Origin of the sequence: Stenotrophomonas sp. AS012628 (assembly GCF_010608305.1) — a bacterium.
GTDB lineage: Bacteria > Pseudomonadota > Gammaproteobacteria > Xanthomonadales > Xanthomonadaceae > Stenotrophomonas > Stenotrophomonas geniculata.
Genome location: NZ_VMBJ01000003.1, coordinates 18,408 through 33,822 on the forward strand (window position 1 = coordinate 18,408; position 15,415 = coordinate 33,822).

Consider the following 15,415-nt stretch of genomic DNA (forward strand, 5'->3'; position numbering starts at 1 on the left):
CACCGGTAGTGCCGGTGGATGTCCATCGGGGTCATTGCCGGCATCGCGCACGATGCCGGCATCCTCGCCTGCGATCACGATGATCGCCACAAAGGCGCGTATTTTGACCGCCACTTAACAACCGATCCCCAATGACGTGATGCATTTCGCATCGTCACCTTCGGTCGGTATGCTGTGCCGCATGCAGCCAAAGAAATACGCCCTGCCGCTGATGGTCCTGTCGCTGGCCGCCACCTCTGTGGTCCACGCGCGCGGCACCATCGACAAGGTGGACATCAAGGGATTGGACAAGGGCGACGACGCCGCAATCATCGAGAACATCCAGGAATCGCTGTCGCTGTACGACACGATCGGCAAGGAACAGGGCGAATCGCGCCTGGAGTACCTGCTGTCGCAGGCCGAGCGGCAGACCCGCCAGGCACTGGAACCGTTCGGGTACTACAACCCGGTGATCAAGGTCGAGGCGCCGCGCGAGGACGAGCACGTGCGCGTGCTGATCCATGTCGACAAGGGCACCCCGGTGACCGTCCGCCGCGAGCACATCGACATCACCGGACCGGCGATGTACGACCAGTACCTGCAGGACGACCTGGCCGCGTTCAAGCCGCGCAAGGGCCAGCGTTTCGAGCACACGCAGTACGAAGCCAGCAAGATCACCGTCACCCGTCGCCTGGCGGAGCGTGGTTATTTCGATGCCGACTACACCCAGCGCCAGGTGCAGATCACCCGTGCCGACAACGCCGCCGACATCGACCTGACCTGGGACAGCGGTCGCCGCTACAACATGGGGCCGGTGCGTTTCGAGCAGGACTACTTCGTCGACAAGCTGTTCGACCCGCTGGTGTACTGGGACCAGGGCAGCTACTTCCACGAGGGCAAGCTGGACCGGCTGCGCGAGTCGCTGACCAAGCTGGACTATTTCAGCGTGATCGACATCCAGCCGCGGCCCGACCAGGCCGATGCGAATGGCGAAGTGCCAGTGGATGTGAAGCTGACCCGTGCCAAGCGCACCATCTACACCGCGGGTCTGAGCTACGGCAGCGAGAGTGGCCCGGGTGTGCGCGGTGGCATCGAACGGCGGTGGCTGAACAACCGCGGCCACAAGATGAACACGCAGCTGGACTATGCGCAGAAGCGCAAGAGCCTGGTCACCAGCTACCGCATTCCGGCCTTCAACTGGCTTGATGGCTGGTACACCTTCGCTGCCAGTGCGTATGACGAGCAGACCGACTACATCGACCTGCGCAACTTCAAGCTGATCGCCAGCCGCAGCGGCGAGATCAACGAACACTGGACCGCGATCGCCTCGATCAACGCGCTGCGCGAGCGCTGGCGCTATGCCTCCGGCACCGAATTCACCGACGCGGTCTACAACACCTCGACGCTGGTCTACCCGCAGCTGGTCGCTGACTACGTCAACGTCGATGACGAACTGTTCCCGCGCAAGGGCATCAGCGGTACCGCGACAATGCGTGCCGGCGTTGAAGGTGCCGGCTCGGACACCAGCTTCGTGCAGGCCAATGCCGTGCTGCGCTGGTACATCCCGGTGGGCGAAAGCAACCGCCTGATCCTGCGCGGCGAGGGTGGCACCACCTGGACCAGCGATCTGGTGGCGATGCCGCCGAGCCTGCGCTACTTCGCCGGTGGTGACCGCAGCATCCGCGGCTATGCCTACCGCGAGGTGGGCCCGCGGACCCCTGCACCGGACAAATACGCGCTGGGTGCCAAGAACCTGGTGATCGGCTCGGCCGAGTACGAGCACTATTTCAATGGTGGCCCCTGGGGTGCGGCGGTGTTCGTCGATACCGGCAGCGCCTTCGACAACACCATTGATCTGCACACCGGCGTCGGCTTCGGCGTGCGCTGGAAATCGCCAGTGGGTCCGGTGCGCGTGGATATCGCGCATGGCTTGAACAACCCCGATTCGCAGTTCCAGCTGTACCTCAACATCGGAGCGGACCTGTGAGTACGCCCGCACCCACTCCGAACCCGACCACGCCGCCGCGCGTGCGCTTCTACCGCCGCCGCCGCTTCTGGGCCTGGTCGGGGGTGGGCGTGCTGGGCCTGGTGCTGCTGGCCCTGCTGGCGGTCTACTGGCTGCTGCAGACCGTGGCCGGCCGTGACGTGCTGCTGGCACAGGTGGTGGCGCGGCTGCCGGTGGGCGCCAGCTTCACCTGGGACAAGGTGGACGGCCCGGTGGCCGGCCCGCTGACCCTGTACAACGTCGACTTCCGCTACGACGACATCCATTTCCACGCCGAGCGCGCGCACCTGGAGCCGGACCTGCGTCCGCTGCTGGGCCGCAAGCTGCTGCTGGACAAGCTGGAGCTGACCAACGCGACGCTGAACCTGGCCAAGAGTGACGAGCCGTTCAAGCTGCCGTCGTGGCCGGATTCGCTGCCGCAGATCGAGATGCCGTTGGCGATCCAGGCCGATGCCATCGCCATCGATGGCTTCCGCATCAGCCAGGCCAACGAGCCGGTGATCGACATCAGCCGCGTGCGTGGCGGCATCGAGATCGCCAACGGCGAGTTCCAGGCGCACAAACTGGTGGTGGACAGCGACATGGGCAATTTCACTGCCCAGGGCCGCTATATCCCGGCCAAGGACTACGACACCGACGTGACCGTCACCGCCGTGCTGCCGGCGCCGCGTGGCCGCACGGCCGCCACCGTCGGCCTGGTCGCCCGTGGTGACCTGTCGCACATGGAGGTGGCCGTAGCTGGGCGCGCGCCGAAGCCGCTGCACGCGATGCTGGTGTTCGATGGCCGCACCGATCCGAGCTGGAGCGCCAGCATCCGCAGCGACGAGCTGGATCTGGCGCTGCTGTCGCCGGCACTGGCCAGCTCGGCGATCGCACCACTGGCACTGGACTTCACCGCCGCCGGCAAGGGCGGCAACGCCAACCTGCGTGGCAAGGTGAAGCAGGGCGATCAGGCACTGGAACTGGCACCGTCGGTGGTGTCGCTGAAGGACCAGGTGCTGAAGGTCTCACCGCTGCTGGTGAAGGGGCTTGGCGGTGAGGTGCGCCTGGAAGGCACCGCCGATTTCAGCCAGGAAGACCAGCAGAAGCTCAACTTCTCGGTGGTCGCCCATGATCTGACCTACGTACCGGCGCCCGATCCGAACACCGCCGGCAGCGCACCGGTGCCGGTCACCCTGAAGGAAGCACGCTTCGGTCTGGCCGGTACCCTGAAGGCCTGGGCGGCGATCGGCCGCGCCGAGGTCGAGCGCGACGCGCAGAAGGCGCAGCTGCACTTCGACGTGCGCGGCAACGATCAGGCCGCGTCGATCCACCAGCTGCAGGCGCAGACGCCGGGTGGCCAGCTGCAGGTGGAAGGCCAGGTGGCGTGGGCACCGCAGCTGGACTGGGATGCCAAGGCCACGCTGAAGGATTTCGACCCCGGCTATTTCGTGCCGGGCTGGAATGGCCGCCTGTCCGGCAACCTGGCCTCCAAGGGCCGCCAGCTGCCGCCGCCGGCAAACGCACCGCCGGGTACCGCCGGCACGCTGGAAGCCACGGTCGATCTGCCGTCGTTGAAGGGCGTGTTGCGCCAGCGCAACCTCGACGCGCAGGGCAAGTTCGCGCTGCAGGGCGCGCAGGGCCAGGGTGACCTGAAGCTGTCGCTGGGCAGCAGCCGGGTGACCGCGTCGGGCAAGGTCGGTGATCGCCTCGACATCGATGCACGCTTCGAGCCACTGCAGCTGAGCGATCTGCTGCCGGGCGCCGATGGCGGCCTGCGTGGCCAGGTACAGGTGAAGGGCCCGCGCGATGCGCCGGACATCACCGCCGACCTGGTCGGCAACAACCTCAACTGGGACGGCTACGGCGCCGAGAGCGTGAGCATCAAGGGCCACCTGCCGTGGCGCGGCGACAGCGGCACGCTGGCGATCCAGGGCCAGCAGGTCAATGCCGGCATGCTGCTGGAACGCTTGAACGTGGATGCGCAGGGCAGTGTCTCCAACCTGCGCCTGGCGGCGCAGACCCGCAACGAGATGGGCGCGATCGAGCTGCAGGGCAGCGTCCGCCAGCAGGGCGCGCAGTGGCGTGGCGAGCTGGCCGCGCTGCGCATCGCACCGGTGAAGGGCGATGCCTGGTCGCTGCGTGCACCGGCGGCGTTCGCGATCAACGGCAGCACCTACACCCTGGGCGAAGCGTGCCTGGCCGCGACCAGCAGCGGCACGCTGTGCGCACAGGCCAACTGGCCGCGCGAGGGCCTGGTGGTGCGCAGTGATGCACTGCCGCTTGCGCTGGTGCAGCCGTGGTTGCCACCGCAGTCCGGCCGTCGCATCTACCTGCGTGGCGATGTCAGCCTGGACGCGCAGATCCGCCCGCGCGGCAATGCATGGGAAGGCCATGTGGAAGTGCGCTCGAAGGAAGGCGGCGTGCGCCTGGGTGAGAACCGCAACACCGTGGGGGACACCACCCGCGGCGAGCTGGTGCGCTATGACCAGTTCTCGCTCAAGCTCGACATGACCCCAGCCAGCATCAAGGGCTATCTGGGCATGGGCTTCCAGGGCAACGGCTTCGTCGATGCCAGGATGCAGACCGGCTGGGAAGCCAGTGCACCGCTGAACGGCGAGCTCTACCTCAATATGTCGCGGCTGTACTGGCTGGAGCTGTTCTCGCCGGACATCGTGCGACCGACCGGCCTGATCGAGGGCCACGTCAGCCTGCGTGGTACGCGTGGCCAGCCGTCGCTGGGTGGCGACGCGCAGCTGAGCAACTTCAAGGGTGAATTCCCCGCGCTGGGCCTGACCTTCGACCAGGGCAAGGGCAGCTTCGTGGCGCAGCCCGACGGTTCGGCCAAGATCACCGCGCAGGCCAACTCTGGTCAGGGCACGCTGTACGTGGATGGTGGCCTGTCCTGGTTTGGCGATGCACAGCCGCTGCAGCTGAAGATCCACGGCGAAAACGTGCTGCTGTCCAACACCAGCGAGCTGCGCATCGTCGCCAATCCCAACCTCGACTTCACCCTGGCCAAGGCGGCGATGGAGCTGCGTGGCACCGTGCACGTGCCCGAGGCCGATATCGACCTTGAGCGCCTGGACCGTGGCACCTCGGTGTCCGAAGACGTGGTGGTGCTGGACCCGGCCGATCCGGAGGAGTCGCGCACCTCGCCGCTGGACATGGACCTGACCGTCAGCCTTGGCGACAAGGTGAAGATGACCGGCTTCGGCCTGAAGGGTGCGCTGACCGGCAAGATGCAGGTCTGGGCCAAGCCTGGCCGCGAAATGACCGCCAATGGCGGGCTGGAAGTCAGTGGCCGCTACAAGGCGTACGGTCAGGACCTGACCATCACCCGTGGCAACCTCACCTGGAACTACAACGCGGTGTCCGACCCGCGCATCAACATCCGTGCCGAGCGCCGGATCGGTGATGTCACCGCCGGCATCGACGTGACCGGGCGTGCGCAGCAGCCGCGTGCGGACGTGTGGTCCGAGCCGGCGATGTCGCAGTCCGAAGCACTGGCCTACCTGGTGCTGGGCCGCAGCCTGACCGGTGCCAGCAGCGACCAGACCCAGCAGGTCAACGCGGCTTCCGCGGCGCTCTCGGCCGGCAGCGGCCTGCTGGCTTCGCAGCTGGGCGCCAAGCTGGGCCTGGACGACGCCGGTGTGAGCCAGTCGCGCGCGCTGGGCGGCTCGGTGATCGGTGTCGGCAAGTACATCTCGCCCAAGCTGTACGTCGGCTACGGCGTGTCGCTGGTCGGTGCCGGTTCGGTGATCACGCTGAAGTACCTGCTGCGTCGCGGCTTCGACGTGGAAGTGGAATCGAGCACGGTGGAAAACCGTGGGTCGATCAACTGGCGGCGGGAGAAATGACCGGGTCGGGGGCGGTGCCCTTTCGTTGAGAGGGTCCGACCCCCGGCTTCTTCAGCTGCGGCGCAGCCGCTGGCGGTGCCCGGACAGGTCCATGCTCCACAGCAGCAGCGCACCCAGCAGCGCCGGCAGCACGCTGAGCACGGACAGCATCACCAGGAATGACACTGGCAATTCCATGCGGGCGGGCTTGCCCCGGCGCAGCTGGTAGCGGATCCATGCCGTGGCCAGCACGGTCCAGGCCAGCAGCCAGCACAGCGGTGCCAACCACAGCGAAGGCGAGGGCACCCACAGGTAGACGGCGGTACCGACCGCTGCGATGGCTGCGCAGGCGACCGGCAGGGTCAGCCAACGCAGCCGGGAAGGCGGCACGGACGGGTCTTCAGGGGCGCTCTGCCAGACGAACAGATGACGCAGGCCAATGGCCAGCAGCGTGCCGAGCAGTGGCGCCAGCGCTGCCGTGCCCAGCACGATCGCCCTGCGCTGCTCTTCCGACTGGTAGGGCAGCAGCGTGCTGGCGATCTGGGTGGTGGCCAACGCGATGAAGGCCATCAACGTCAGCGCCACGCTTGCCAGCAGTGCACGCAGCAATGACAACTGTGCCGCGGTGAGGCGGGTGACATCGCTGGCGCCGGCCCAGAAACGGGCTTGGCCCGCATCGATGCCGGGCGGCAGAGGACGGTCCTCCTGGCAGCCCAGTACGTCCATCAACGCTGCGGCCTGGCGCGGCACGCGCAGCGGCAGCGCGGACATCAGGTTGCGCAGGTGCGAACGCGGTTCGCGCAGCTGCTGAAGGCGGCTGGCAGCGTCATCGTGGCTGGTCCAGCGCCCGCCACGCGCCTCCATCTGCTGGGCCAGCAGATCGGTCTGCGCGGGCAGTTGCAGCCAGTCCTGCCAGGCGTGTTCGGCCAGCTCGCGCAGTTCGCCTGGTGCCAGGCCGCAGCCCGCGTCGTCCCAGCCGAAGGCCTGGTAAAGCGCCGCGGCTTCGGACAGGTTCATGGGCGCCTGCCGCGCGCGCAGCGCCTGCAGCACCCTGGCACTGGCTTCAGCGCGCTCGTCCAGGGACCACTGGCTGCGCAGGCCCTGCAGGTACACCGCGAAAGGCTGCGGGTCGGTGGATTTGGCGCGCTCCAGCAGGTCCATCCAGTTGCTCATGGGTTTGCCTCGTGTGGGGGCTGCAGGCTTGAACGATCACTGTCTGCATTGCCGGGGGAGCTGGAAAATACCCCGCGGAGGATTGCGATGGTGGCCAGCAGGGCGCACGTCAGAAGCAGTGCCAAAGTGACCGTTCGCCGCGTGAAGCGTCTGCGTGACGGCACGGAATGGTGCAGGGCGTCGCATGCGGCCGCCCAGAACATGACCTGCCTGCGCTGCAATGGCGGTGGGAGCGCCACGTGCGCCATCACAGGCACGCCGACAAGGTAATGCAGCGTTTCACGCATTTCGTGCCGCGTGCGCGCGGACAGCGCCTGGATGTGCGCGCGCAGTGGGTGCCAGGGGCCACTGAGCCGGGCGACACGGGTGCGGGCCTGCACCACCGAAACCGGCGCATTCTCGAGATGCATGTAACGGGCGAGCGCGGTCTCGTTGCCTGGCACCAGCAACCAGCACAGGTGCATGCTGTGGCCGAGGGCGGCCATGTCGTAGCACTCGCGGATACTGTCCCGGTCATACCACTGGAAGCGGTCGGCCAGCTGCTCGAAGTTCGCTTGCGGGAACGGCGTAGTGCCCTTCATCAGCCGTTGCCAGGTTGCCAGGTTCACCGCGCCAGCATCCGCAGGGGGCTGCAGTTCCGGGGACTGCTGCAGCCAGGTTGCGAAGTCTGCCGGATCGCGTTGCTGACCGTTGCGGACGATGCGGTCGGCAAGCGCCTCGGCGGCAGATGGCCCTGTCGAATGCGTGGTGCCCAGATCGATTCCTGCGATCATCGGTCCTTCCCTGGTATCCGTGCCTGATTCTAGCCAGCATCGGTGCCCCCAACCATCGGCCGTTGCCCCATCCGGCCCCAGCGGCTATGGTCCCGGGCTGTTCTGTCGTACCGGATTGCCTCATGTCACCACGCAAAGCCCTTCCCACCGCCCTGGCCCTGGGCCTGACCCTCGCCGCCGGTGCTCACGCCGACGAAGGCATGTGGATGCCGACCCAGCTGCCGGAACTGGCCAAGCCGCTGCAGGCCGCAGGCTTCAAGGGCAATCCGGCCGACCTGGCCAACGTCACTGCGCCGCCGCTGAGCGCGGTGGTGCGCGCCGGTGGCGGCACCGGTTCGTTCGTGTCCGCCGACGGCCTGCTGCTGACCAACCACCACGTGGCGATGGGCGTGATCCAGTACAACAGCTCGCCCGAGCACGACCTGATCAACGGTGGCTTCATCGCCAAGGACCGTGCCGACGAGCGTCCGGCCAACCCGGACTTCCGCGTGCTGGTCACCGTCGGCTTCGACAAGGTGACCGACCAGGTGCTGGCGCAGGCGCGTGGCAAGACCGGTCGCGCCTACTTCGATGCGGTGGATGCGGCCAGCAAGCAGATCGTGGCCGAGTGCGAGAAGGACGGCAGCGTGCGCTGCTCGGTGGCCAACATGTACTACGGCACCGACTTCTACCGCATCGCCCAGCTGGAACTGAGCGACGTGCGCCTGGTGTATGCGCCGCCGCGTGCGATCGGCAACTACGGCGACGAGATCGACAACTTCATGTGGCCGCGCCACACCGGCGACTTCACCCTGCTGCGCGCCTACGTGGGCAAGGACGGCAAGCCGGCCGCCTACAGCAAGGACAACGTGCCCTACCAGGCACCGGCACACCTGCAGATGTCGGTGGAAGGCCCTAAGGAAGGCGACTACGCGATGCTGGCCGGTTACCCGGGCATCACCTACCGCCACCGTACCGCCGCCGAGTTCGCCGGCCAGATCGATACCGTGCTGCCGCGCCGCGTGTCGGTGTTCCAGCAGATGATCGACACCATCGAGGCCGCCAGCGCCAAGGATGCGCAGGCGCGTACCCGCTACGCCTCGCAGCTGCAGTCGCTGAAGAACAACCGCAAGCGCGCCGCCGGTGAACTGGAAGGCCTGCTGCGCAGCGACGCCAAAGCCCAGCGTGCCGCCGATGAAACGGCGATGCTGGCTGCCACCGACCGCAAGTACCAGGGCGACATCAAGGCGCTGCTGGCCAACCTGTCCCAGGGTGCGGCGGTGGGCGAGCGCGACCTGCTGCTGGACCAGATGGCCGCGCAGAGCCAGCTGCTGCGCTCGGCACTGCTGCTTGAGCGCCTGCGCATTGAATCGGCCAAGCCGGACGCGCAGCGCGAGAGCGGTTACCAGCAGCGCGACCAGGCGATGATCGAAGGCGTGCTCAAGCAGGTCCAGCGCCGCTACGCACCGGAGGTCGAGAAGGCCCTGCTGACCACCCTGCTGACCCGCTACCAGCAGCTGCCGGACGCGCAGCGCGTGGCCGAGTTCGACGCGGCCTTCGGCCGTACCCCGGAGCAGCTGGCCAAGGCGCTGGACACCCTCTATGCCGGCACCCAGCTGGGTGACGAGGCGCAGCGCCTGTCGCGCTTCACTGCCGCACGCGAGGGCAAGGCACTTGCCGCCGATCCGCTGATCGCCGTGGCCGGCCCGCTGGTGGCCGCGCAGCTGCGCATCGAGAACGAGAGCAAGACCCGCGAAGGCGAGCAGCTGCGCCTGCGCCCGGCGTACATGCAGGCGCTGTTCGCCTGGCGTGCCAAGCAGGGCCGTGCGGTGTACCCGGACGCCAACCGCACCCTGCGCATCAGCTACGGCAAGGTCGAGGCGCTGCACCCGCGTGATGGCGTGACCTATTCGCCGGTGACCACCGTGGCCGGCATTGTCGAAAAGAACACCAACGCCTATCCGTTCGACGCACCCAAGCCGCTGCTGGCGGCGATCGCCAAGGGCGACTTCGGCAGCACCGCCGACCCGGCGCTGAAGACCCAGACGGTCAATTTCCTGACCAACCTGGATACCACCGGCGGCAACTCCGGCTCGCCGGTGCTCAACGCCAAGGGCGAACTGATCGGCCTGAATTTCGACAGCAACTGGGAGTCGGTCAGCGCCAGCTGGTGGTTCGATCCGCGCTACAAGCGCGCCGTGCACGTAGACATGCGCTACCTGCGCTGGCTGCTGGCCAAGGTCTACCCGGCGCCCGAGCTGCTGAAGGAAATGGGCGTGCCGGCCCAGTAAGAAGCCGGCCACGACCAACGGTCGTGGCCCGCACCGCGTAGGCCCCCACCCTGGTGGGGGTGGTTGCCCCAACGAGCCCGCACCCCCGGCCACGCCTGGCCTACACTGCGGGTTCTTCCGACGGAAACGCACGCGTGGTCTCCAGCTGGATCCTGCTGCTGGTCTCGGTTGCCTATGCTGCGCTGCTGTTCGGTGTGGCGTGGTGGGGCGACCGTCGGCCGATGTACCCCGACCGGCCGTGGCTGCGGCCGGTGGTCTACAGCCTGGCGCTGGCCGTGTACTGCTCGTCGTGGACCTTCTACGGCGCGGTCGGCACCGCCGTGCGCAACGGCGTGGGCTACCTGCCCATCTACATCGGCCCGCTGCTGCTGCTGCTGTTCGGCTGGCGCATCATCGAGCGCCTGGCGCTGATCGCGCGCAGCCAGAACGTGGTTTCCATCGCCGATTTCATCTCCTCGCGCTTCGGCCGTTCGCGGCGGCTGGCGGCGTTGGTGGCGATCATCGCGCTGATCGGCATCATTCCGTACCTGGCGCTGCAGTACAAAGCAGTGGCGATGAGCCTGCAGGTACTGACCGGCAACACCGGCCCGACCGGTTTCTTCACCGATCCGGCGCTGTACGTGGCGCTGCTGATGGCGTTGTTCGCCACCCTGTTCGGCACCCGCCAGGTCGATGCCACCGAGCACCACCACGGCATGATGCTGGCGATCGCCTTCGAATCGGTGATCAAGCTGCTGGCGATGGTGGCGGTGGGCGTGTTCGCCTACCTGTGGCTGAGCAACCGCACCGACGCGGTGGTCGAGTCGGTGCATACGCTGTTCACCGGCCTGCCGCCGGTGGGATTCATCTCGCAGACGCTGCTGAGTTTCCTGGCCATCATCTGCCTGCCGCGCCAGTTCCACGTGGCCGTGGTCGAATGTGGTGACGTGCGCGATGTGCGCCGCGCGCGCTGGATGTTCGGTGGCTATCTTGTGCTGATCTCGGGCATGGTGCTGCCAATCGCCACCGCCGGCGTGACCCTGTTCGGCACCGGCGGCAGCGTTGCCGATGACTCGATGGTGCTGGCGCTGCCGCTGGCCGAAGGCCGCAACGCGCTGGCACTGATCGCCTATGTGGGCGGTTTCTCTGCCGCCACCGGGATGGTCATCGTCTCGTCCATCGCGCTGGCCACCATGATCAGCAACGACCTGGTGATGCCGGTGCTGCTGCGCCGCAGTGGCGACCATCAGGAAGCCGCCGACGTCGCCTCGCGCGTGCTGTGGATCCGCCGCCTGGCGATCCTGCTGCTGGCGCTGATGGCCTACAGCTACTACCGCACCAGCAGCAACGACAGCACGCTGGCGTCGTACGGCCTGATGGCGTTCGCTGCAGTGGCGCAGTTCGCACCGGGCCTGATCGGCGGCCTGTACTGGCGCGGTGCCAGCCGTCGCGGCGTCGAGATGGGTATGCTGCTGGGCTTCGCCACCTGGCTGTACACGCTGCTGCTGCCGGCGATGACCATGGCCGGCTGGGTTGATGCCGCCTGGGTGCAGCACGGTCCGTTCGGCATCGAGTGGCTGCGTCCGCAGCAGCTGTTCGGCATGACCGGCTGGGATCCGCTGACCCACGGCACGTTCTGGTCGCTGCTGGTCAACGCGGCGACGATGATGCTGGTGTCCGCGCGCTGGCGCCCCGGTGTGGACGAGCGGCTGCGCGCCGCGCCGTTCCTCGACCCCTATGCCGAGCGCCCGTCGGTGGCCGGTGGCTGGCCCGGCCACGTGCATGTGGGCGATCTGCTGGCACTGGCCTCGCGCGTGGTCGGCGAGCGCCATGCGCGGCGTTCGTTCTTCGAGCAGGCGCAGTCGCTGGGCCGTGAACTGCAATCCTCCGCGCCTGCAGACCGCCCGTGGGTGCAGTTCACCGAACGCCTGCTGGCCGCGTCGATCGGCGCGGCATCCGCACGCCTGTTGCTGACCAGCCTGCTGCGTGGCTCGGGCATGGACCTGGGCGAAGTGGTGGCAGTGCTGGACGAAGCCGGGCAGGAGCTGCGCTTCAACCGCGAGATCCTGTCGACCACGCTGGAGAACATCAGCGCCGGGGTCAGCGTGGTCGATCCGGACATGCGCCTGACCGCATGGAACCGCCGGTACCAGGACATGTTCGGCTACCCCGACGGGATGCTCTACGTGGGCCGCCCGGTGGCCGACCTGATCCGTTACAACGCCGAGCGCGGCGAACTGGGCGAGGGCGATATCGAAGTGCAGATCAACCGCCGCATCGGCTACATGCGCGCCGGTTCACCGCACGTGTTCGAGCGCACCCGCAGCGACGGCAAGGTGATCGAGATGCGCGGGCAGGCGCTGCCCGGCGGCGGCTACGTGACCAGCTACAACGACATCACCGACTACAAGCACGCGGAAAAAGCACTGCTGGAAGCCAACGAGACGCTGGAACAGCGCGTGGCCGAGCGCTCGCACGAGGCCGAGGTCGCGCAGCAGTCGAAGACGCGTTTCCTGGCAGCGATCAGCCATGACGTGCTGCAGCCACTGAACGCCGCGCGCCTGTTCGCTTCGGCGTTGCGTGACAGCGACCACGTGAGCGATGAGCAGAAGCACCTGGCCGAACGCGTGGATGCGTCGCTGCGCGCGGCCGAAGAACTGCTGGATGGCCTGCTGGACGTGTCGCGGCTGGATGCCGGTGGCCTGCACCCGGTGATCGGCGAGTTCGACGTGAGTGCGTTGATGCGCGAACTGGCGGCGCAGTACACGCCAGTCGCCGCCGGTCGTGGCCTGCGCCTGGACCTGTTCGCGCGCCCGGCGTGGGTACGCAGTGATCGCCGCCTGCTGCGCCGCGTGCTGCAGAATTTCCTGGCCAACGCGTTGCGCTACACCCGCCAGGGGCGCATCGTGCTGGCGGTGCGCCATCGTGGCGACGAAGTGGAGCTGCAGGTATGGGATACCGGTCCCGGCATTCCCGAGCACCACATGCGGCAGATCTTCGATGAGTTCCACCGTTACCAGCAGCCGTTCGACTGGGGCGAGCAGGGTCTGGGGCTGGGCCTGTCGATCTGCCAGCGCATCTCGCGCCTGCTTGACCATCGCCTCAATGCGCGCAGCCGCGTCGGCAGCGGCTCGATGTTCTCGATCATCCTGCCGCGTGTGGCGCCGTTGCCGGGCTACGCCGAGCTGGCCACGCCGGTACAGGCGGTGGCCGCACCGGTGCGCAGCGATTCGCTGGCCGGCCTGCGCGTGCTGTGCGTGGACAACGATGAGGAGATCCTCGACGGCATGCGTGCATTGCTTGGCCGTTGGCAGGTGCAGGTGATCACTGCCGCCACCGTCGACCAGGCGCTGGAGAAGATCGCCGAGCGCCCGCAGGTGATGCTGGTGGACTACCACCTGCACGACCGCATGGATGGCCTGGATGCGCTGGTGGCACTTCGCGAGGCTGCGGGCTACCCGTTGCCCGGCGCGCTGCTGACCGCCGATGGTCGCGACGAGTTGAAGCGGATGGCGCGCGAACGCGGCTACCGCGTGCTGACCAAGCCGATCAAGCCGGCCTCGCTGCGCGCCTTCCTGGGCGCGCTGCGGGATGCGCAGTAGCGCCGGGCGCCCCGCAGTAGATCCACGCCATGCGTGGATGTGACGTCTGGTAGTGCCGGCCGCTGGCCGGCAACCACGCAATCGCTTGCTTCCGATGCGTTACCCCACGCCGTGCAGGTGCTCGTACAGGATGGTCGCGCCGATGATCACCAGGATCACGCCACCGATGATCTCGGCACGCTTGCCGACCATGCTGCCCAGCACGCGGCCGAGCATGATGCCGGCGGTCACCATGGTCAGTGTGCACAGGCCGATGACCGCGGCCATCACGCCGATATGCACGTCCATGAAGGCCAGGCCGATACCCACCGCCATCGCGTCGATGCTGGTGGCGAAGCCGGTCAGCGCCAGCTTCCAGAAGCCGTGGTGCTGCGAGCGATCCTCGTCATCCTCGGCGCTGTCCGGGCGCAGGCCGTTGTAGATCATGTGGATGCCCAGCGCACCGAGCAGGCCGAACGCGATCCAGTGGTCGAAGGCTTCGACGTACTGCAGCGCGGCGCGGCCGAGCAGCCAGCCGATGATGGGCGTGATCGCCTCGATGACGCCGAAGATGATGCCGGCACGCAGTGCATCGCGGAACACCGGCTTGCGCATGGCCGCGCCCTTGCCGATTGCAGCGGCGAAGGCATCGGTGGACATGGCGAAGCCGATCAGAAGGATCGAAATGGGGGACATGGGCGGCTGTTGAGGTCGGGCTAGGACGGACGCACGGCCTGCGCTCGCGCCCAACCTGACGTTGCGCGCGCGGGCCGCTGGTCTCGCCAACCATCATGGTTGTCCACGCCACGGCGCACCGGCCGAGTATGTTGACGTGGACGATTCCTGCGAAGGAATCCGGCTACTCCCCAAGGGGACGCGAAGCTTAGCATCGCGATTCGCGCGTGGTGCATTTCCAGCGAAACGCGCAGGCAGGGCTGGTTTGTATAGCGATGGCTATAACACGGGCCAAGCAAAGGCGTGCCAAGCAAGCTTGGCACCTACCAGGGCGGTTTCAGACGTTCCAGGCGAATGCCGGCCAGCGGCTGGCACTACCGTCAGTCTTCTTCCGGCGGCAGTACGATGGCGTCGTCGTCGATGGCCAGCTTGCCGGCCATCAGCACGGCCTGGGTGCGGTTGGTCACGCCGAGCTTGCGCAGGATGGCGGTGACGTGGGCCTTGATCGTTGCTTCGGAGACGTTGAGGTCGTAGGCGATCTGCTTGTTCAAGCGGCCGGCGCCGAGCATCTGCAGGACGCGGAACTGCTGCGGGGTCAGCTCGCGCAGGCGCTGGCCGACTTCGCGTTCTTCGCTGCCGGTGGGCGGCACGTTGTGCGCCTCCGGCGGTGCCCAGGTCTCGCCATCGAGGATGGTGCCGAGTGCATGGCCGATGGTGTCCGAGTCGGCCGATTTGGGAATGAAGCCGAGCGCACCGTGGTCGAGCGCGCGACGCATCACCGTGGCTTCTTCGCGCGCGGACACCACCACCACCGGCAGCTGCGGATGCAGTGAGCGCATGTGCACGAGTGCGTTGAAGCCCTGCGCACCCGGCATGTTGAGGTCCATCAGGACCAGGTCGGCATCGTTGTGCTGATCGGCCAGCGCGTACAGTGCTTCCACGCTGTCGGCCTCGAACAGTTGTACGCCCGGGATGACCCGCTGCACGGCCCCACGCAGGGCTTCGCGGAACAGCGGGTGGTCATCGGCAATCAGGAGGGTGGTCATGGGTCGAGCTTATCGATCAGGAAAAAGAGCGACGTGATGGCAGGTGCAGGACGGGTCGGACGCGGCCGGGTCCCTCCTCCCGGCCACGTCCCTGGCGCGTCCTGCGCCTGCAGTCA

At 67.5% G+C, this 15,415-nt stretch carries 8 protein-coding genes and 1 riboswitch; of the genes, 4 read left to right on the forward strand and 4 right to left on the reverse strand.

The genetic code is table 11. The features are described 5' to 3' along the window. Positions 1-169: 169 nt before the first annotated feature. Positions 170-1,966 (forward strand): autotransporter assembly complex family protein, encoded by a 1,797-nt coding sequence (locus G5A07_RS02450; RefSeq protein ID WP_082587830.1) that lies wholly within the window; start codon positions 170-172, stop codon positions 1,964-1,966. Next, entirely contained in the window at positions 1,963-5,823 is a 3,861-nt protein-coding gene (locus G5A07_RS02455) for a translocation/assembly module TamB domain-containing protein (protein WP_049454226.1), read from the forward strand. The genes G5A07_RS02450 and G5A07_RS02455 overlap by 4 nt, the downstream gene beginning before the upstream one ends. A gap of 51 nt (positions 5,824-5,874) precedes the next feature. Here G5A07_RS02455 and G5A07_RS02460 read toward each other — a convergent pair whose 3' ends face one another. Further along, positions 5,875-6,975 carry a hypothetical protein gene (locus G5A07_RS02460; RefSeq protein ID WP_026347228.1) on the reverse strand — a complete coding sequence of 367 codons (1,101 nt, stop codon included), beginning with the start codon at positions 6,973-6,975 and terminating at the stop codon, positions 5,875-5,877. Next, positions 6,972-7,748: a hypothetical protein gene (locus tag G5A07_RS02465; protein WP_191862610.1), complete on the reverse strand. Its 777-nt coding sequence runs from the start codon at positions 7,746-7,748 to the stop codon at positions 6,972-6,974. The genes G5A07_RS02460 and G5A07_RS02465 overlap by 4 nt, the downstream gene beginning before the upstream one ends. 122 nt (positions 7,749-7,870) lie before the next feature. Between G5A07_RS02465 and G5A07_RS02470 the strand changes: the two genes are divergently transcribed. After that, positions 7,871-10,018, forward strand: a complete 2,148-nt coding sequence (locus G5A07_RS02470; RefSeq protein ID WP_191862612.1) for a S46 family peptidase — start codon at positions 7,871-7,873, stop codon at positions 10,016-10,018. Between the two features lie 134 nt (positions 10,019-10,152). Next, a complete protein-coding gene (locus G5A07_RS02475; RefSeq protein WP_191862613.1) occupies positions 10,153-13,599 on the forward strand; it encodes a PAS domain-containing hybrid sensor histidine kinase/response regulator in 3,447 nt (1,148 codons plus the stop codon). A 99-nt stretch (positions 13,600-13,698) separates the two neighbouring features. On the opposite strand, the gene G5A07_RS02480 is transcribed toward G5A07_RS02475, so the two are convergent. After that, positions 13,699-14,274: a manganese efflux pump MntP family protein gene (locus tag G5A07_RS02480; protein WP_143994941.1), complete on the reverse strand. Its 576-nt coding sequence runs from the start codon at positions 14,272-14,274 to the stop codon at positions 13,699-13,701. An 88-nt stretch (positions 14,275-14,362) separates the two neighbouring features. Further along, positions 14,363-14,452, reverse strand: a riboswitch (yybP-ykoY riboswitch). A 181-nt stretch (positions 14,453-14,633) separates the two neighbouring features. Continuing rightward, complete coding sequence (locus G5A07_RS02485; RefSeq protein WP_005420420.1) at positions 14,634-15,299, reverse strand: response regulator transcription factor; 666 nt, start codon at positions 15,297-15,299, stop codon at positions 14,634-14,636. Between the last annotated feature and the right edge of the window lie 116 nt (positions 15,300-15,415).

Coding starts and splice junctions, on each gene's coding strand:
- G5A07_RS02465 (WP_191862610.1), bottom strand. CDS start 7,748: ATGATCGCAGGAATCGATCTGGGCACCACGCATTCGACAGGGCCATCT.
- G5A07_RS02460 (WP_026347228.1), bottom strand. CDS start 6,975: ATGAGCAACTGGATGGACCTGCTGGAGCGCGCCAAATCCACCGACCCG.
- G5A07_RS02485 (WP_005420420.1), bottom strand. CDS start 15,299: ATGACCACCCTCCTGATTGCCGATGACCACCCGCTGTTCCGCGAAGCC.
- G5A07_RS02480 (WP_143994941.1), bottom strand. CDS start 14,274: ATGTCCCCCATTTCGATCCTTCTGATCGGCTTCGCCATGTCCACCGAT.
- G5A07_RS02450 (WP_082587830.1), top strand. CDS start 170: ATGCTGTGCCGCATGCAGCCAAAGAAATACGCCCTGCCGCTGATGGTC.
- G5A07_RS02470 (WP_191862612.1), top strand. CDS start 7,871: ATGTCACCACGCAAAGCCCTTCCCACCGCCCTGGCCCTGGGCCTGACC.